The following is a 19,427-nucleotide window of genomic DNA, read 5'->3' on the forward strand; positions in this document are numbered from 1 at the left end:
ATTATTTCTTCTTGTCGGTCTTGGTTTGTTGCTCTTCTTTCTTCGAACTCTTTTGCTTTTTTGAGTCTAAATCTATCCCTGCTTCTTTGGCGGCCTTCTTCCATAGATCACTAAACTCGTTGAACTCGCGGTTGTATATAAAAGCTATACCCGTCACGAAATACTGCCCATCGATCACCGTATCGAACTCATCCTTGCCAAATCCTTTGACACGGTATCGGCCGTTTTTGGTCAACAAATACTCGACACTCGCGTCACCGATCAATGGCGAACCTTGTCCCTCCTGCTCTTTGCCTTGGATATTGACATCACTCCCGACCTTCACAATCACGCGATCATCCGCAAATTTCTTCCTTGCATCGATTCCGAGCTGCGTGCGCGTCTCAGCCCCTTCGCCCTGATCATACGTATAGCTGTCTACATTAAAATTCAGTTCCAATCCTGAATTGCCCGTCACCTTGTCCGACACCTGATTGAGTTGACTTGACAGCACCTTAGAGACATTGTCTCGTGCGATAGCGGCTGTACCTCCACTACTACCGTCACTACCCGCCTGTGGGAAGAAACGATCCAACACCAACAGTGAAAACACCTGCTTATTAAGTTCCTCTTCTTGCTCGTTGAGCTGCTTGATCTGTCCATATACCTCTCCACCAAGGGTACTCTGATCCTCTGGTTTCATATCTAGCTCGAATGAGATTTGTGGTTTCAGCAACTGGTCTTTCACATTGAGATAAACCAAAAACGGCAAGCGTCGGTTATAGATACTGGCTGCATCGCTCGTTAAACCAGAGGTCTTATTAGCCATCAGTGGTGCGGCAGATGTCGTTACTTTATAGATCGCACGAACATCCACATCGGCATCCAACGGGTCACCTTTCCACACAATACGACTACCAGACGCTATATCAAACTCCTTCGTGACCAAATTATAAAGACTGGCTTTGTAGTGTCCTTTGCTGATCTCATACCTACCGTTAAAGGACGTACGTCCATTCGGCTCTAACCCAAGGTTAAAATCTCCTTTACCGGATATCTCTAAATTGTCATTCGTGTTTTCATTTACTACGATTTTGAAAGTTGATTTTTCGTTGATCGAGACAGTGGCATTGACATCATAGCCTTTGAGTGTCATAGCAGAGAGCTCTTCCTCATTGCCTCTGGTGAGGATATCGTCTGGGTTTTGCTTGTTCACGAATAGCACCACGCCATCTCTTTCTTTGACTTCCACTTCAGACTCTGGAATCACAACTGTCAGGTTCGTCCCCTCGTTGATGTTGATCTTGCCACGGATGATAGGAATTTTCAAATCTCCACCTACTTTCATGTCCGCATCCAAGTTGACTTTCCCGTAAAACAACTCTTGGTCACTCTTGTCAGAATTGAGTGCATGAAAATTCTTCGCCCGAAGACGGATATCAAACTTCGGGTTCAGTCTATCTACCGTATTGATCAGCCCATCAATTTCGATGCTATTTTGCTTCTCATCGAGGACCGTAAATTGGTTAAGTATGACCTGTTTCGTATCAAAGCTGATTTGCTCCTCTGCCAGCATAAACTTGGCATCCAAAGCATCCACACGAAAACCTACCTGATCAAATGCTAAGTTTCCTTTGTATTCCGGTTTTAGCGTCGTACCACTGACCTTGGCCTTGCCCGTAATCACACCTGAAGCACCTGAGAGCTGCCCTCCAGAGAGACTATCTAGCAAATCCGCCTGAAACTGTCTCAGGTCCAAATCAAGATTCATCGCCGCTCTATCCGCCGACGCATGATAGTCTCCTTTCAGTCCCAGATCAATGTATTCTCCTTTCAGTCCTAGATCAAAATCATAATTTTTAGCTGTTTTCGATTCACCGTACAAGGTCAGTGTACCCAGCTGCGCTCCCATGGCCTGAAGGTTTTTTACTGTCAGGTCAGCGAGGAGCGCTTTGTCAGCAAAGGGATTGGCCAAAACCACATCCCCACCCATAACTCCATCAGCCAGCGGCTCACCTCCCGACAGGTAACTAGTCACCGAACCAATACTAAAATTCGCCAAACGCAAACCGATGTGCGGCTCATCCACCTGCGCAAAACCACAGTCAAGTTCCACCCGCTGCTGCTGATAACTCAATACAAAATCTGAAAAATTCACAAATGACTGGGCTAGTTTGATTTCATTGTCAGGGTCTACTTGCCATGACTGCCCATTCAAGACCAACCCCTCTGGGCGCATATGATAGACTATCGTATCGCCAATGCTATGCACATCAGACTGCACATGCACGAGCACATCCTCTCCTCGGTAGGCATCCAGGTCGAATACCAATTGATCCTCAGCCACCGTCCCTGACAGACGCGTACGCTCGATCAGTACTGGATCCATCGCGATCTCATACCACCCCATATCAAAGGCTAACTGAGCAGAATCTGCATGGACATGCATCTCCAAACTGTCTACGACTGTTCCGTTGTATTGGGTATAAGGAGCTGAAAACTGCAAATCCAGCAGTCGTTTTTCTTCGCTAAAATCCACATGTAGATTGACTGGATCGAGTTCCTCCAAATCTGCCAAAACCACCTCTAGTAGCATGGGCGTTTCGGTAATGGTCATATCCAGCGTCATCCCCACAGGGCTGTCCATATTCCTCTCCGTCGTATCCTCCAAATAACTAGACAAGTGCCGCTCTATCGCAGCAATCATCACCTCAGGAGCGGCATTGGACAGTAGCTTGGCGTTGAGTACTTGGCTCGAAATCTCTAATTTCGTCGAGTCTTCATCACGCAGACCATCGACCGAAAAAGCCCCCAGCGAATACGGCTCCTTGTCATAGACCACCTGCCCTTCTGAAATCACCGCATGCAATCTGCTATCCGCAGAATCTAAAACAGCCGAAAGCTCTAGTTTCATTCTCGCTCGAATATCGTCCTGTGTCAATCCCAGTGCATACAGGTCTATTCCTTTTAGATCCAGAGCCAATTGTATCTCTTTGCGCTCCTCGATCAGATGCAGCTGACCGTTGAGCGCCAACTTGATATTTTCATCATCGATGATCAGATCTACCATTGCCTTCCCGTTCTTCATTTCTCCCTTGAGCGTAAGATCAGAGTAGTCTTTTTCTTTGATTTGAAAAGCCGTAAAGTGTGTCTTGAGGTCTGCATTAAGAGACTGGAGATCATTCCCTTTGCCTTTGGCTGTAGCCGTAAAGCTCATTTCTCCTAGTGCAGGATTCTGTAGCCATTTGCCCATCGCCAACTGATCCACTGCTAGGTCAGCATCGAAAGACATCATTTTGTTCTTCGAAAACCGCCCATCCAAACGCACATCACCATCCGTAGTATTCACAGCTGTATTGACCTTGACCTGACTCAGGTCGCCTACCACAGCTGCTGTCACCCGTATCGAATCAGGATACTGAATACCAGAGGCCTGTGCTCCTAACAGTCGGTCTACATCTGCCCTTCTTGTACGGAGCTTTACCGTCTGCATGTCAAAACTCAGTAGATTGCTATCCAAAGGGTTCAGAATTTCTCCATCTAACGTAATGTGTGTCTGATCGCCCCAGTGTAGCTCCGTATGGCGCAGTGTCACCGCTGCCTGAGATGCTTCTAGGTCAATCCTACCTGACAGAACCTCCTCACCAAATACAGCGACTGTAGCGTTTTGTGCTAAATCAGGGGCAAATATGTAAGCCTCCTGCATCTGTAGCACCATGTCGTTTAATTGTAAGGCTACTTTCGTCTGTTTGGGGTTTTCGATCAACTGATCGATGGATGCATATTCGGCATGTATGTCAGCCTTTAGCTTATTCTGGGCAGTCGCCAAAACGAAATCCGTCAACGCGGCAGATTGCTCATCCACTGTCAGTTCAAAAGCGAGTTCGCTCAATGTAAATCCACTTGCCTCAGCAAATGTTAACTGGTTTAGTATCAAATGAGCTTGTTGATCTTGCAGACTGATATCCTCCGCTTTGAGCGTCAAATCTCGGTACTCCATTGCCTGAGGATTAAAGGCTCCAACCGTTGGGGTATTGCTACCAGTAGTATAGGACAAATGGTTTCGCTCCAGACTAATATCATCCACCTGTACTTGCCAGTCTGGCCATTCGAATGATGCTGATGACTGTGTCAGCGTGTCACTCTCTTGCTCCTCCATAGCCATGCTATGCCAAGCAATATCCGAGTCATCCAACTGTAGCTTCTTTCCTTGAATATACTGCTGTGTCAAATCCAAAACAGGATCTTCCAACAGCAAGTAGCCAATCACAGCATCCAACGACATAGTATCTGGTCTCGCGGCATAACGCACCGTAACGTCCTCCAGCTCCAAATCCCCTACCCGAAAAAAAGGCAAAGCACTCGCATCATCACTCGAACTACTGCCGTTCTCTGCGGTTGCTTTGGTCTGTTCGTAGACGACTTGAGTATGGGCGATATTGAGTTCGTCTACTTCGAAAGTCAGCGTCTCCAGATCCATACGATCTACATCTAGCCTCAACTCACCGAGCTGCAGCGTACTATACATCCCAGCATACTGATCATCATATAACAGGTCAAAATCTCGAAAGGTAATCACCCCAATAGCAAACTGGTATGGTTCGCTAGGAGGATCAGTCTGTGCGGTATCTTGTGAGGCAAATGCATCGATGAGAAAATCAAAATTGAAAGCTCCCGTACTATCCGCTCGTTGGACGCGAGCGGTCAGACCAGACCATGAGACTTTGTCCACGTCAATGGTTCGATCCATGAGAATGGGGAGCAATGCAACGGAGACTTCCAGATTGTCTGAGTAGAGCAGCGTGTCCTGTTGTTGATCTTCGACGTAGAGTCCTTCTAGGTAGACATTGCCCGTAAAGGTGATGAACAGCCTATCCAACTCGACACGTGTGTCTGTCTTCTGGGCTACAAAATCAAGGGCTTTGGTCACAATGAGACCTTGTCCCCACGCACTGCGAATGAGGAGTACAATCCCCACAAAGAGGATGAAAATCCCCGAAATGGCCCAGCCTATACCCTTTAAAATCTTGTAGTTCTTCCCTATCGACATACAGTCCTAATACAACCCAATGCTATCGTAGCAGCAATGATAAGCTATGTCGTTTTCAAACTGCTACGTTACAGATCAGATTTATCCAAGAACTGCGCCACATTGATTCCTAATGCTTTACTCTCAAGTTAGCCACCATACCTCCACAGACTAAAAACAGCTTAGGTTTAGAGAAAATGAAATACCCTACATGACCGAATTACGACCTTAAATCACTAACCCCTAAATACGCGACAGAAAAAGGAATCAAGCTCTAATTAGATTGAATTTTCATCACCTCCGCTTCAAACTCATTGTTGGGGATCAACGATTGATTCTTGATCCGATTCTTATAAGCGTAGATGGTATTGACCGAATAGCCCAAAATACCAGCAAGTCGATCACTATCTCTGATACCTATTCTGATCAGTGCAAACAACCTGAGTTCGGTACTAAGAATCTCTCCTTTGGCAGGTTTAAAGCACTCACCCTCCTCGAATAGGTCATTGAACCGCATTTGTACGATTACACCCCCATTTCTGGATTTTTAGTTTTTTGAATCCATCTAACTATGAGCTTAGAAAACTAAATGTATATACTATGTATAAAAACTTATCTAAAAGAGTACACCTCAAAAGCACATGGGTGGCGGGAGCCATTCTGCTATTCACGACAGTTTTGATCTCCTGTAGCGAAGATGAAGGAGGCAAATCGGCACCCATTCCTACCATTACTGCTGTCAGTGCAGAGAGTGGAGAGCCTGGTGACGACATCACGATCACAGGTACGGACCTAGACGAAGCGCTGACGGTTGCATTCGGTGGAGCCAATGCTTCCATCGTATCCAATACCTCTACTGAGATCGTAGCGACTATTCCCGAAGATGCCGTGACAGGCAAAATCAGAGTAACCACTGAAGGTGGCGTAGCAGAAAGCGCCGGTGACTTCAACGTCATCATCGTAGGAGCTGCCGTCATTTCAGATATTAGCCCTATGTCTGCTCAGGCGGGAGAGACTGTAATCATCACAGGTACGGATATGGCGACTATCTCCTCTGTCAAAATCGGTGAGGTCGATGCAACGGTAGTCAGTACAACCGAAACTACTGCCACGATCACTGTAGGAGATGGCTCGGCACTAGGACTCAGCTCGCTCACTATCATCAACGAAGGCGGAACGGCCACTACCTCTACGGAACAAAATGCATTCTACGTCATCAAAATGATCGACGAAAAATACCGAATGACATTTGACAATGATGATGTGGAATTGGCCTTTTCGGGTAGTCCAGATACCGAAGAGTCTACAGCATTTGGTCGCAGTGATGATGTCACGAACGTAGCAGACGTGGCGGACGCACTACCATCAGCCATTGATGGGACTTTCTTCCACATGGAAGGATACAGCAGCACGGAGTACTCAGGCAGCTACATCTGCTATGTGGGTACAGCCGAACAAGAGGTAGGGACTTTCTCTGACTTCTTTGGGACAGCACTACCAGAAAACATCTATTTCAACATCCAAATGAATGTAGGTGACCTACCAGAGGGCTATACAGGCGATGAAGACGACGGACAAATGGTCGTTGGATTTAGATTTAGATTCTCTAGCGACTATTATGAATACAACGCTACGATGAAAGAATTGCTAGACATGGGGTTTGCTCCGGATGAAAATGGATGGCAGAATGTCTCTGTCCCTGCTTCACTGTTCGTAGACAGAGCAGGGTTAGAAGAGTTTAACTTTGGAGACATGAACCGCTATGGACTATCTGTCAGAAGAGCCTACGGGGGGGGTACTACACTCCCTCTATCATCTGACCCAGATGCGATCTTCTACTCATTGAGCTATGACAATGCCAGTATCTCTGTAGGAGGCCCAGCATCGTTCTAAGGCTTTAGCTAGGAAATTAATTGTTTGTGAAAGGCGGGTCGGTTGACTCGCCTTTTTTGATGTCATCAATCGCATAGTCACCGCGCTGCAAATTTGCAGCTTGTGTCTAACCACTCCACAGAGAATGTTTGAGATAGATTGTATCAGACGTGGAGGTACGAGCTGCAAACTCGCACCCCATGTCGTTAAGTTAAATGCATACGTTCCATTGTGTCATCCCGACGGAGGAGGGAACTTTGCCATGCTGAAAGAATCAGTACCTGTATAGATTGGCAACTATTTTTTATTACTTTCTAAATACACGATGAATATATAATTGTATTAGAATGGTGCAGAATTGTCTTTAGGATTGTTGGGAATACTCCATCGTTGATGAGCAGTAACGTTTTCTCGTGTATCAATAGATGTGGAAGAATTATTAAAAATACCATAGCTACTTGAACCACCTCGTGGAATTTGCATACGGTCTCCATATAACCATACTACTAAGTTACTGCGTTGCCCACTAATTATTGGATGCGTAGCGTGGGGAACATTCCCTGTGTGAATAATTGCTTTACCTGATCCAAAAGTCGTTTGCACAGTTAGTCCTGTAGTATTGTCGTGAAAATCAACTTGTGAGCCTGTAAACTCTTCATCGGGTAAGTTAATGTTGATATTTAAAGTGGCTGCAGAAGCATCTGTGTGTGGTTTTAAATCTTTGTCCTTGTCGGGGTTGTACTGAATAGAAAAACCAAATGTTTGGCTATCATACCCATAAGTCCCTAATAATAAACGCGCAATCGGTCGCATGTAGCGGTTCATAATATCATGGTAAAAATTCTGAAAATTAGGTGCCGCAAGAAACCCTTCTGATCGAGGATCAAGCATCATTCCATAACGATTTAATTGAATACCATAAGGTGCACGTTTAGGGATTTGTGAGTTTACTACAGCTTCTAAATAATTACGGAAATCCGCTAGTCGTTCAGGGTCAAAAAACTGTGCAGAATAAACATTCGGAATGATTTCTTCCCATAAATCAGCAACAGCATTTTCTTTTTCCGGGTTTTTCCATGCTTCGTTAACAGCTTGTCGCAAGTTTGGTGCAAGGAGTGTTTCGTCTGGAACTAATAAATTGTCTTTGTTTTCGATTTCCCATTCTGCCCATGCATTTTCGAGTAAATTTCTATTGTTATTCCAAAAATGAGAGACTGATATATCACGTTGAAGTGATGCTTCGCGAGAAGGTAAGGTGAGTGCACGAGCTTTTGTCAGAGCGTTAATGGTTGTCATACTTTTAATATTTTGTTTGTTTCAGAAATCAAGTGATTTATTTTTTCTTGATTATAAGCATCAGGGTGAGCAGTAGAAAAACTTCCTTTGTCATTGTCAAAGTACTTTCCTGAGTCTGTGAGGTGCTTTTCTTTAATAGCTAATTGACACAGGATAGAAGCTCCTTTATCAGCGGAGTTCCAATATTGGCCATATGCTTCTTGCACCATTTTCGTGTTTAATAAAGAGCCTGGGTTAACAGCAATTGTAGTTATTGAAGGATGTTTTGCTGCTAGATAAAAACTCCACATAGTAAGAGCAAGTTTACTCTGAGCATATGAATTTTGTGAGTCGATGGTTTCTGTTCCACACAAGGCACTAATTGACACCGGAGCTTGCGCAGCTGAGCTTAAGTTTATTATTCGAGAGTCGCCTTTAGTGAGCAAAGGCATTAGCATATTTGTAAATGCTACAGGAGCTAGATAATTAACCACAAAACGTAAGTCTAATCCTTCTTTGTTTGTAGGTCTGTTACTTTTAAATACTCCAGCATTATTAATTAATACATCAATCGAAGAGCTTGTTTGGCTAATATCTTTTGCCAAATCGTTTACCTCGTTTAGATTTGATAGGTCAGCATTAAAAGCCAGTATGTTTTGGTTGCCAGTGGTGTTGATGATTTCTTTTTTGACAGCGTTTAATTTTTCAGGGTTTCGACCGTGTAGTATTACTTGGTGTCCTTCTGAAGCAAGTTGAGTAGCAGCAAGTTTTCCTATACCATCGGTGCTTCCAGTTATTACAATTGTCTTCATGGCTTATTGGATTTTAATTGACCCGTTTGTTCTTATATAGAGTACTGTTTCCTTATTGCTGTCATTAGCAATGCTATGATTAGTGGCACTTGTAGAACTGAAATAACTGCCGACATCAAGAATACTATTTGTAGTAGTAGAATAACCTAGTTTTCCTTGTACAACTACACTATGGAATATGTCTCCATTGCTTCTAATATTGCCTTTAAAACCGCTTGGTAATTTTATAAATAGGCCTTTTAAATTATCGTCATTCTGACTTCCCCATAAATAACAGAGCTCTGCATTGGTGTTTTGTTCAATCCAATTGGTTTGGTCAAAGCCTAACCAAACTAAGTTAGAAACATCAATGTTGATTGGTCGTTCTCCATTGTCAAAAGCTTCGTTAATTGGTTCAACAAGGTAAGGACCTTGGTCTATTTCAACATAAGCAATAGTTTCGCCTCCTTTGGCTGATGTAATGTGTGATTCACCTTTTGGTTGAGTCCAAAAAGACCCAGGTTTCATCCACATAGTTTTTGCCTCAGGGTCATCATTATGAATTAAGCCTTTAAGAACAATTGCTCTGTATGTAACATTATGGATGTGTGGAGGCGACGAAAATCCATCAACAAATTTTGCCAGAAAACCAGTTGCAACTTCGCCTTTTCTATCTCCCCATATCGTGCCTGCTTGTGGGCTTTTGTCTCCACGTGCTGGATTGAGTTTTTCCCATTTAATATCTGAACTCAACACAATTTTATGATTGGTTATAGTGCTGTTGGTTTCTTCTGTTGGAGTAGAACATGAAACTAATAAGCAAGCGAAAAGGAATGTGTGGGTTAAGTTTTTCATACTATTATTATTTCCAAGTTATGATATCGTCAAACGCTCTTCTTGATTTTGCGTGAATAGGGTCTTCTTTTCTGTATCCAAATGCAACCATGAATGATAGACCGTATTTGGTAGTGTCTACATCAAATTTTTCTTGTAACACTTTCTCTGCTTTTTCTTGGTGGAACCCTTCAATAGGACATGAATCAATACCAACTAAAGCGGCAGAAGACATCATGTTTGCCAAGGCAATATATGTTTGCTTAGATGCCCAATCGAATAATTTTTTATCGTCATCAAGCTTAAAATCACTTTCTTGAAATTCGCGATAAAATTTGCTGTAAACTTCAATTACATCTTCAGGCATTTTCTTTACCTCTTCCAACATGTGTTTTATGTAGTCAGATTTGTGATGTGTCAAGGGAGCTTTCATGCTTAAGCCCAATACGAAATGACTTGCTGTATCTAATTTTAATGGAGCGCCCCATGCTACAGGTTTAAGTAACTCTCTTAACTCTTTATCTTGCACAACAATAAAGTGCCAAGGTTCAAAACCAAACGAACTAGGGGACAGGTGTGCTGTTTCTAAAATGAATTTGATGTTTTCATCAGTTATTTTTTTAGTCGAATCAAATTCTTTGCAAGCGTGACGAAATTGAAATGCATTTAAAATCTCTTCTTTTTGTATGCTGGGTGTTTTCATGACTCTTTTTTGTTACTATAATTATTATAGCAACAATATTAATTATAGTTAACTACCTTTACAATAACGGTCACAAATGATAGTATGAAATAATGGAGGGGCAAGAAAAGAAAGTAATACAATTTAAAGGGAAAGAATACCCTTGTTGTGCGAGTCTTACGATGGGTATAATAGGCGGTAAATGGAAAACCGTAATTCTCTACCATTTAATGTCAGGTAAGTTGAGGTATAATGAATTGAGGAAAACGATGCCTACAGTAACTGAGCGTACGTTAAGTCTACAATTAAAGGCATTAGAAGAAGATGGACTAGTCATTCGGAAAGTATACAATAAAAAACCGCCATTGAAAGTAGAATATACTTTAACTGATTTTGGGAAGACTTTAATTCCAATAATTGAGTCTATTGCAGAATGGGGTGATAAAGTTTCAGAATAGGCTAATTGTTTTTAATTGTTGCGAACAATCAAGTATGCACACCCTTATGAAACATACTTGTATATCTCAGTAAGATAAACCAACATCAGAAAATATGAAACCACCTACTCTCACTTTAAACCAAAGCGGTTAGTTCAAAAGGCGCTACTCAGTACATCAATGATCAGGTCGAGCAAGTAGATCAACTCCAATCACAAAAAAGGGGCTAAAGAACTCCCGCGTTTCAGCCCCTACTCTAGCATTCAAACAGGAATTTATTCATCCAAATAACTGTCCACAGCTGAGTTGCGCTGCACCACATGTGCATTCAGTTCGCTAATTGCAGACTGAAAACTTGAACTAGAATTTAGAAAAGTATATCCATCGAGCTCGGAGGTCGCATATTCCTCTACCAAAGTGGAATATTTTGAATAAGTAGCCTGGATGGTACTCACACTGAAAGGACCATCTACAACCTCTTGTACATAGGCATCATACTTCGCCTTATAAACATCATCTTGGTAGAGATAGCCAATCAGTGGCCATGAGGAAGTACTTAAATCTGAAAAATTCAGTGCCAAAGAACCTCCCATATTACCTTGTTGCAAGGCTTCATTGTTGTCCCACGGTATCCATGTCAACTTTTCCGTATCGGGATTGTTGTATAGGTAATAGTTGTGGGTCATTCTGCCATAGGTATCCCAGTTTTGGATTACCGTATTTACCGCTAGGTATTTCAAAAACACATCTGTGTCAAAAACTGCTTCTAGATCAGCTCTCCATGCAGCCGCATCGCTCGTGCGCGTAGCGTCATGAAGGATGGTCAGCAAGCTTCCTACATCCGTGAAATCTGCGTCATCCTCATTCGTCTTCTTTACATACTCATCTTCATCGTATGTGCCCAATGCGAAACTAGCCGCATCGCCATCTGGCTTGTACAAGTTGCCGTCATTGTCTGAAAACTGCTCATCCAAAACCGTATCGTCTACTTCCTCTACCAAGGTGTACAACCCAAAATAGGTAGGCCCATCACCATGATCTACATAAACGGTATAAAACGCCGTATGCGAAACCACCAAACCCGCATCTCTAAACACCTCACTCGATACCTTCTCACGAAGCATCGAGTCGTCATTGTAATTGTTTTTAAGGCTCAGTTTCTTGAATCCATAAAAGCGTTGATTGTCGATCTGTGGGTAGTCATCCTCAAACTCATCAAAATCCAATTTGAAAGAAAGTTTCAAAATGCCGCTGGCCCATGAGGAAGCCAAACTGGAGTTTCCTTTAAAACGCACCCCCACTCTATACCACTCAATTCCTTCATAAAAAACCTCTGCTGGAACGAAAATAGGATCTTCATCGTCGCTAGAAAATGAACCTCTACCCCTACCAAAAGTGCCGTACATGTTGGTCATATCATCTAGCATGCTTTCCCAACGAGATTCTGAAATTACGATATCAAGCCTCTTTACGGCATTGTCTTCAAACACTTCGGCAAAATTAGGATCGGCATCTTTGCTGTGCGTTTCTGTAGTCCAGTCCGTGGCTTCAAATTCCGTATCGTCTAGTACTATTACGACCTCTTTTTCTTCTTCATCAGTAGATATCCCTTCTTCGCTATTACATGCAGCCAAAAAGGATAAACTCAACACGAATAGCATGGCTTTTGTGACATGCAGAAGAATACGCTCTTTTATATTAATCATAGTTGTGATTTTGATAAAACAAATTCTTTTTCATTATGAGTCGAAATGAATTTTTCTCGCCTCTTTGGTATAGACGCTAGTGATTTCAAAATCCCTCGGGCTGATGGGATTTTTTTTCAACTTGCCAATAGAGGAGCATTAATATGGATAAGTAAAAGTTAGTGCTGGCGTGACCTCTTGCTTGAAAGCACTCGTTTCGAACAAGTACAATTCGTCAAAATACTTCCAATATTCGTTGAGGTTCTGGAATCCAAGTTGATATCGAGATTCAATTTCGTGCTCAGGTACGTGATGGCCTCCGTTTTCCACTCGGATTTGCACTATTTTCTATCAAATTGTCAAAGCTAGAATTAGTGAAAATACAGCGAGAATAATGGTGATAGGAGTAAACACCCATAGCTCTATTTTGCTTTTTGAAATAATATTACCATAAGTATTAATAAGAAATAGAACCGTCATAACCCACAACAAGATTGTCATCATACTTTTTGGAAAGTGAATGGACAAGAATTCGGATTGAACTAATATAATAAACAGAAAAAATAGATTGATTAAAATGGATACCATTTCAAACTGATACATTTCCTTATCGGAATTTAGTCGTCCACCCCAAACATTTTTGTACGGAATCATTTTAGTTAAAATGCAGACATGTAGAACTAAAAAAAATGATAGAATAATTATTAGACCGTATTGAGAAAAAGTTATCATATTAATACCAATTGAATCCAATGATGAACATACTTGAAACTCCTTCTCTTTGTCCATTATTAGAAAGATTAGATTTCCCAAGAAATATTCTGTATTGCAAGTCCAACGCAAAACGCCCCTTGTGCCAAATTTCATAACCTGTTGCAAACGTAAATGCTGGAAATCCAGTGTAAAAACCTGCTGTTTTAGGATCTTTAACTGTGTAAAATGCAGGAGCATCAAATGTCAAACCTGCACCACCCAATACCCACCAATTTTCTTTTAGCCAATATTGTCCTGCGATTATTACCCCTTCAAATCCTCTGTCCTTACCATTGTATTTGTAGTTGGCTCCTGGCAGCAGAGCCAGTAAGGCAAGTCGATTATTGAGCATATACCCCACTTTTATGTTTGGTAAAGTCGTCGAAAACGCTATCTCGGTAGTGTCGTTTGTATTGAGTGATAATACACCTGCACCAAGTCCTAAGCCAATTACAAAGCCTTTTCGTTCAACTGGTTTCTTGTCTAAATTAGTTTGTGCAAATGTGTAATTTGCCATAACTGTTAAGGTAAGAATCAAAATTCCACGCATCTTTTCATTTTTAAAATTGTTAAGATGCAAAGGTCAAAACTGTCTGTTTGAAAGCCGTTACCATATGGTAAAAAATCAACCTGCTGGATTTCTTATTCTACTCAAACTTTGCGGTGTAATCCCAAGATATGATGCAATGTGTTTTTGTGCAATTCGCTGATGAATGTTCGGAAATTTGGTTTGTAAAATCCGATATCGCTCTTCAGCTGTTTTAGTTAACAGCTCAATTTGCTGTTGCTGTTTTTCAACAAAAGAAGACTCTGCCGACTTCTGCATTATGACCTGCCCAACCGATTTCTGACTTAACATGTAAAAATCATTCCTTGAAATTCTAACCATTTCAGATTTTTCAAGGGCTACTACTTCCAATTCTGTGGGTTTTTGAGTTAACAGAGACATATAGTCCCCACAAAAATTGTTATCAAATGCAAAGTCAAGACAAACAAAATTGTTTTCTTTCCACAAAAAAATCCCTGCACTCCCTTTAATTATAAAATAAAAATACTTTTCCGCTTTATGTTGATGTTTAATTATTTCGTCCTTTGCAAAATGAATTGGTTCGCATAAGTCAGCAAATTCTTTCCATACTTCAATAGGTGCATTGAAGTATCTTTCAAATGACTTTTTTAAAATTTCTGCAAGCATTTATTTTATCAAATGTTTCTTCCCGTTAATGTTTGTACAGTCTTTTGCCATTACGTCTAACAACCGGAGATGAAGTATGCTTTGAACTGTAATTGAGAAAGTAAAATAGGGTAATAGATCAAAAGTGACAAGACGAACGAGGAGCTGATTTCAGCTCGATCGCAATTGCACTGCGATCGCTTCTTCTGGGCATTTTAAATGCCTCTAAAGTTTTCAGTCGCATTAAGAAATGCGACCGAGCGGAGTAGAAAACACTAACCTCTCGGCTCGCACATAGCCACGCCTTGATTTAAATTTAATACTTGTAGCGGACTTTCCAATCCCCACGAAAATATCCTGACCGATAAAACCCCATTCATTCATAGCATTTGTTGGCGTGTCGTTTAACACGCTATATGATCGTTAAATGAAGTGAGGACAATACATTTCAGTCGTTCACTTGAGTCAATAATGAATCGAATAAGCAAACCTGATTTAGAGATTACATATTGCTTCTGTTGGTTCTCAACAAAGTGAACCTCAACTATGGACTGACCACTATTCTCACTGAGTTCAAAGTTCGAGTTCTTTGTTAATATGCAGTCAATTTTTTGCTTGACGGATTCTTCGGTATCACCAAGTTTGATTCCGTTGAAATAAAATTCACTCGGTTTAGATGTATTGAGTGATTGAATTGCATAGTATCTGCTTTTGGCCGAGAAATTTTCAGTTCCGCTGTAGTCATCTCCAAGTATTACAAGTTGTTGGTTCTTGATGTTGTCGTTCCAATAATGCAGTTGACCGATCGGGCATGTTATATCTTCGTGAATAAAAGTCCTATCTGGATTTCCAAGAGAATCAACTGCCGTTCGAATAGAAGAGCTGAATGAAAAGTTGGGTAGATTATCTGAAAAATTTTCGCAATTAAAGTTACTCTGAGCTATTCGTTCAGCTTCTTTAGCCAATAGTATTTTGATGTTATCCTTGTCAAGTTGAGTTAGGAAAGAATCAACATTACTATGCTTCGCTTCATACCATTTTTTAGTAGAAAAGTAAGACGATAGTTCTTCCGATTTGAACTTGTATCCGTACTGTGCGAATATTTCGTTGCGTTTAATTCGGAGTTCCGAGCTATCTAATTTTCTTGCAGATTCAGCGGTATATTTTTCGTTAACTCGAAATTCTACTTTTGTCTCAGAAACCTGCGTTTCGTCTCTTTCTTCATGCTTGGTTGAAGTCGAACAGCCAATGAGAAGTGAAGCGGCAAAGAGGATAATATATTTATTCATGTTAGGATTTAAAGTTCTGCAGATCATGCACGCCAACAACCATATAAAGCGCACCATGCACTATATGTCTGCTATGTCTTTTATTACTGTTTTTTTATTTTTCTACGTAGTGACAGCTCTCAATAGGGCGAATCGCCCACAGGATAGAGATAGCTGCATACTTCGAAGATAGTGATAGTCTAGTGATCAAACAACAACCCTAGGTTGATACCTACTTGCTCCAAAAACCTGACGGAGCACCAATTCAGCTCGATCGCAATTGCACTGCGATCGCTTCTTCTGGGTATTTCAAATGCCTCTAAAGTTTTCAGTCGCATTAAGAAATGCGACCGAGCGGGCATTCGTGCCTACACCATGTTAGCGAGATTTACCCACCTTGATGTATCCATACAAACTTAGTTCCATTGAAATATATGAGCCCTCCTGAACCCTCTATTTCTCTGATACTTATCGCTGAGTTGATTAGTTGGATAGTTTTCTCACCTTCGATATCTCCGCTGAGTTTAAAGGTAGTCTCATAAGCTTCTGGTTTTTCATATTTCAGCCATATACCAGCCCAGCTAAAATCGTCACCACCAGCGCCAAATGAATTGCCTGCTCCTGCTACAAAGTATTGTTCGAGTTCATTGTTTAAAAGAATCATGATTCCGACTTTGTTGCGTTTTTTGTTGTTGACAAATACAGCTATATCAGTAGTTCCATCTCCATCAAAATCAGCTGCAATCGTTTGAGGTTTAAGTTGATCAGATACTTCAAAGATGTTATTAATATTAGAGAATCGATGCTGCGCCCATGTAGGGAGTTCCTGCCCAAAGGTGTTCAGAGTTGTAACAGCAAAAGCTAAGGCTAGTAGTGTTTTAGCTATGATTAATCGTCTCATATATAGTTCTCGCCAACGTTAAATATATGGCAAGTTGGCAGAAAACAAGTAATTACTTTCGGTTTAGCAACAAGCCAAATCTTTTGTATTTTGTTTTAATTTTTCTCATTTAATACCAAATCAAAAGATTTGGCGACTTTACAAATAGACAACGACCTTTCGATTAAACACTCATTGCCCTATTTGCTATATATAGTGTTAACTGCTGTATTTCTTTTTCAATTCATCAAATGCTTTTGTTAATGCAGAAGTATCAATTCCATCATTATATTTTGAAAATAGAGTATTAAACTCAATTAAGTTTAATTCGTAAGGTTTTTTATTTAAATCTGTAATAATATTAACAGCATTAGTTATAAAGTCATTTGCTAAAATACGTGCAATTTTATCAGACATACTTTCATAGAGCATTTCAGGACCAACAACAATTTTCGTAGACTCTTGTTTAATTGTATTTAAGATTTCACCAAACAGCTCTTCAGCTTTTTCATCTGTTTTTTTTGTAAATAAGATAACTATAGCTTCACAAAAATAAAATATATGTGGGTCTTTCAATTCATTTGAAGTTGCTATAAACTTACCCTTGTCGGAATATTTATTGAAATTGATTAAAATTTTAAATTCTTGAATATCTTCTAAGCAGTCTTCTTGAAAATCTTGATATAAAAAGCTTTTCAAGAATTTTTTTACAACCAACAAATCGTTAGAATCTAAATAACTATAATTATCCTCGATTTCATAAACTTTGCAGAATCTATATACTATAGAATAGAAATATGCTAAAATCTCTTCGTTTGTTAATTTTTTAGGCTTGAAAATTTCGTGTCCAATCTTTGAATAATAAATTTCGAAATTGTTGTTGTATTTTTCGATTCGAAATTTATTAAGAAATTCTCGAGCAAATTTTGATTCTAAATCGGCTAACTTTTTTTCACAAGTTTTACATAAAACATTATCTCTCGTGTAATGATTTTGTTTTTGTTTAGTGGATTTATTCTTTAAATTATCTCTTCCGAAATAGACATCTACATTAGCGGTTTTTGAATCTATGTTATAGGATTCTTCAGAATATCGATTACCAACACAGCTTTTTATTAGACTTGCTGGAATTAAATGAGAGCCAATTTCATCCGCTATATTGTCGCAAATTATGCAGTCCATATTCTGAGTTTTGATATTGCAGTTAACATTTCGCTATACGCAATTACGTATATATATAGTATTGGTATCAACAATACGAGAGTCATTGATATCCCCAAGAATACCCCTTAGCCCTGATAGATACAAGCAAGCGGGTCTCTAAGATCAAAGTACGACCTATATATACCTAGATACAGGGGGCTATTCAGTGAAGTGTGACGGGATTTACTCCTGACGTTCAGCACGATCGCAATTGCACTGCGATCGCTTCTTCTGGGCATTTTAAATGCCTCTAAAGTTTTCAGTCGCATTAGGAAATGCGAATGAGCGGGCATTCGTGCCTACACCATGTTAGCGAGATTTACCCACCTTGACGTATCCATACAAACTTAGTTCCATTGAAATATATGAGCCCTCCTGAACCCTCTATTTCTCTGATACTTATCGCTGAGTTGATTAATTGGATAGTTTTCTCACCTTCGATATCTCCGCTGGGTTTAAAGGTAGTCTCATAAGCTTCTGGTTTTTCATATCTCAGCCATATACCAGCCCAGCTAAAATCGTCACCACCAGCGCCAAATGAATTGCCTGCTCCTGCTACAAAGTATTGTTCGAGTTCATTGTTTAAAAGAATCATGATTCCGACTTTGTTGCGTTTTTTGTTGTTGACAAATACAGCTATATCAGTAGTTCCATCTCCATCAAAATCAGCTGCAATCGTTTGAGGTTTAAGTTGATCAGATACTTCAAAGATGTTATTAATATTAGAGAATCGATGCTGCGCCCATGTAGGGAGTTCCTGCCCAAAGGTGTTCAGAGTTGTAACAGAAAAAGCTAAGGCTAGTAGTGTTTTAGCTATGATTAATCGTCTCATATATAGTTCTCGCTAACATTTCGCTATACGCAATTGCGTATATATAGTATTGGTATCAACACTACGACAGTCATTGATATCCCCAAGAATACCCCTTAGCCCTGATAGATACAAGCAAGCGGGTCTCTAAGATCAAAGTACGACCTATATATACCTAGATACAGGGGGCTATTCAGTGAAGTGTGACGGGATTTACTCCTGACGTTCAGCGCGATCGCAATTGCACTGCGATCGCTTCTTCTGGGTATTTCAAATGCCTCTAAAGTTTTCAGTCGCATTAGGACATGCGACCGAGCGGGTCCCTTCGAATAGCACAAAACGCTATGAGGTGGGTGCTATATTTTGGATTGGGAGGGGAGGTGAGACCTGATCTGTCCAAACTAAGCTTAGTTCGGCTCCCATGTTGCCTTACCTCAGGGTCAAGGTAAGCTTAGTTCCACCCTGTAGTAAGCTTAGGTTGGGGCTCTGGTAAGCTTACCTTCAGGCTCAGGTAAGCTTAGCTATTTGTCCACTTTTTTGTTGCAAGTCCACTCACCACGCTCTGCCACTTGCTCAATGGGCTAGAGATGGCCAACATCGCGGGTATCGCAGCACTCAATACCCAGATAGACCAAATCATCATGGAGGTAGAAGTACCCGCTAGATCCAGATCCACCAAAAAAGGAAATAACAACGAGGAGTAGTCGCTCGCCTGAGCAGCGAAGAATCCTCCGTGCTCTGTCATGTTTATCCA

The 19,427-nt window shown here is 40.8% G+C and carries 18 protein-coding genes; 3 read left to right on the top strand and 15 right to left on the bottom strand.

The genetic code is table 11. From position 1 onward, the window contains the following. Position 1: 1 nt before the first annotated feature. Both BGP76_RS11775 and BGP76_RS11780 read right to left on the bottom strand, forming a co-directional pair. Positions 2-5,029: a translocation/assembly module TamB domain-containing protein gene (locus BGP76_RS11775; protein WP_119844804.1), complete on the bottom strand. Its 5,028-nt coding sequence runs from the start codon at positions 5,027-5,029 to the stop codon at positions 2-4. Between the two features lie 253 nt (positions 5,030-5,282). Then, the gene (locus BGP76_RS11780; RefSeq protein ID WP_119844805.1) at positions 5,283-5,525 is read right to left on the bottom strand and encodes a DUF6377 domain-containing protein; all 243 of its coding nucleotides are present in this window, start codon (positions 5,523-5,525) and stop codon (positions 5,283-5,285) included. Between the two features lie 83 nt (positions 5,526-5,608). On the opposite strand from BGP76_RS11780, the gene BGP76_RS11785 reads away from it, so the two are divergent. Both BGP76_RS11785 and BGP76_RS20330 read left to right on the top strand, forming a co-directional pair. Next, positions 5,609-6,901, top strand: a complete 1,293-nt coding sequence (locus BGP76_RS11785; protein WP_147407457.1) for an IPT/TIG domain-containing protein — start codon at positions 5,609-5,611, stop codon at positions 6,899-6,901. A 124-nt stretch (positions 6,902-7,025) separates the two neighbouring features. Further along, positions 7,026-7,169 (top strand): hypothetical protein, encoded by a 144-nt coding sequence (locus BGP76_RS20330; RefSeq protein ID WP_158584261.1) that lies wholly within the window; start codon positions 7,026-7,028, stop codon positions 7,167-7,169. A gap of 53 nt (positions 7,170-7,222) precedes the next feature. Here BGP76_RS20330 and BGP76_RS11790 read toward each other — a convergent pair whose 3' ends face one another. From BGP76_RS11790 to BGP76_RS11805, 4 genes are read right to left on the bottom strand one after another with little or no spacing between them, the layout of a single operon-like run. Continuing rightward, positions 7,223-8,176 carry a 2OG-Fe(II) oxygenase gene (locus tag BGP76_RS11790; protein ID WP_119844807.1) on the bottom strand — a complete coding sequence of 318 codons (954 nt, stop codon included), beginning with the start codon at positions 8,174-8,176 and terminating at the stop codon, positions 7,223-7,225. Next, positions 8,173-8,967, bottom strand: a complete 795-nt coding sequence (locus tag BGP76_RS11795; protein ID WP_073122198.1) for an SDR family NAD(P)-dependent oxidoreductase — start codon at positions 8,965-8,967, stop codon at positions 8,173-8,175. Before BGP76_RS11795 ends, BGP76_RS11790 begins: the two co-directional genes overlap by 4 nt. 3 nt (positions 8,968-8,970) lie before the next feature. Continuing rightward, positions 8,971-9,801, bottom strand: a complete 831-nt coding sequence (locus BGP76_RS11800) for a DUF4437 domain-containing protein (protein WP_119844808.1) — start codon at positions 9,799-9,801, stop codon at positions 8,971-8,973. 7 nt (positions 9,802-9,808) lie between these two features. Then, on the bottom strand, positions 9,809-10,483 hold the full coding sequence (locus BGP76_RS11805; protein WP_119844809.1) for an NAD(P)H-dependent oxidoreductase: 675 nt from the start codon (positions 10,481-10,483) through the stop codon (positions 9,809-9,811). Between the two features lie 92 nt (positions 10,484-10,575). Between BGP76_RS11805 and BGP76_RS11810 the strand changes: the two genes are divergently transcribed. Beyond that, entirely contained in the window at positions 10,576-10,920 is a 345-nt protein-coding gene (locus BGP76_RS11810) for a helix-turn-helix domain-containing protein (protein ID WP_073122201.1), read from the top strand. A gap of 254 nt (positions 10,921-11,174) precedes the next feature. Here the strand turns inward: BGP76_RS11810 and BGP76_RS11815 are convergent, their stop codons facing one another. The 9 genes from BGP76_RS11815 to BGP76_RS20175 form a co-directional block, all read right to left on the bottom strand. Then, positions 11,175-12,605, bottom strand: coding sequence for a CotH kinase family protein (locus BGP76_RS11815; RefSeq protein WP_119844810.1), 1,431 nt, complete (start codon positions 12,603-12,605; stop codon positions 11,175-11,177). Positions 12,606-12,743: 138 nt separating this feature from the next. Continuing rightward, positions 12,744-12,926: a hypothetical protein gene (locus BGP76_RS11820; protein ID WP_119844811.1), complete on the bottom strand. Its 183-nt coding sequence runs from the start codon at positions 12,924-12,926 to the stop codon at positions 12,744-12,746. 391 nt (positions 12,927-13,317) lie between these two features. Next, positions 13,318-13,887: a hypothetical protein gene (locus tag BGP76_RS11830; RefSeq protein ID WP_119844813.1), complete on the bottom strand. Its 570-nt coding sequence runs from the start codon at positions 13,885-13,887 to the stop codon at positions 13,318-13,320. A gap of 75 nt (positions 13,888-13,962) precedes the next feature. Beyond that, positions 13,963-14,532 carry a Crp/Fnr family transcriptional regulator gene (locus tag BGP76_RS11835; protein ID WP_119844814.1) on the bottom strand — a complete coding sequence of 190 codons (570 nt, stop codon included), beginning with the start codon at positions 14,530-14,532 and terminating at the stop codon, positions 13,963-13,965. A gap of 383 nt (positions 14,533-14,915) precedes the next feature. Next, positions 14,916-15,800: a YARHG domain-containing protein gene (locus tag BGP76_RS11840; protein WP_221409885.1), complete on the bottom strand. Its 885-nt coding sequence runs from the start codon at positions 15,798-15,800 to the stop codon at positions 14,916-14,918. A 367-nt stretch (positions 15,801-16,167) separates the two neighbouring features. Further along, positions 16,168-16,680 carry a hypothetical protein gene (locus BGP76_RS11845; RefSeq protein ID WP_119844816.1) on the bottom strand — a complete coding sequence of 171 codons (513 nt, stop codon included), beginning with the start codon at positions 16,678-16,680 and terminating at the stop codon, positions 16,168-16,170. 198 nt (positions 16,681-16,878) lie between these two features. Next, on the bottom strand, positions 16,879-17,841 hold the full coding sequence (locus tag BGP76_RS11850; protein ID WP_119844817.1) for a hypothetical protein: 963 nt from the start codon (positions 17,839-17,841) through the stop codon (positions 16,879-16,881). A gap of 340 nt (positions 17,842-18,181) precedes the next feature. After that, the gene (locus BGP76_RS11855) at positions 18,182-18,694 is read right to left on the bottom strand and encodes a hypothetical protein (RefSeq protein WP_119844818.1); all 513 of its coding nucleotides are present in this window, start codon (positions 18,692-18,694) and stop codon (positions 18,182-18,184) included. Between the two features lie 496 nt (positions 18,695-19,190). Continuing rightward, positions 19,191-19,418 carry a hypothetical protein gene (locus tag BGP76_RS20175; RefSeq protein ID WP_147407458.1) on the bottom strand — a complete coding sequence of 76 codons (228 nt, stop codon included), beginning with the start codon at positions 19,416-19,418 and terminating at the stop codon, positions 19,191-19,193. Positions 19,419-19,427: the final 9 nt, after the last annotated feature.

The organism is Reichenbachiella sp. MSK19-1, assembly GCF_003590315.1.
Lineage (GTDB): Bacteria > Bacteroidota > Bacteroidia > Cytophagales > Cyclobacteriaceae > Reichenbachiella > Reichenbachiella agariperforans.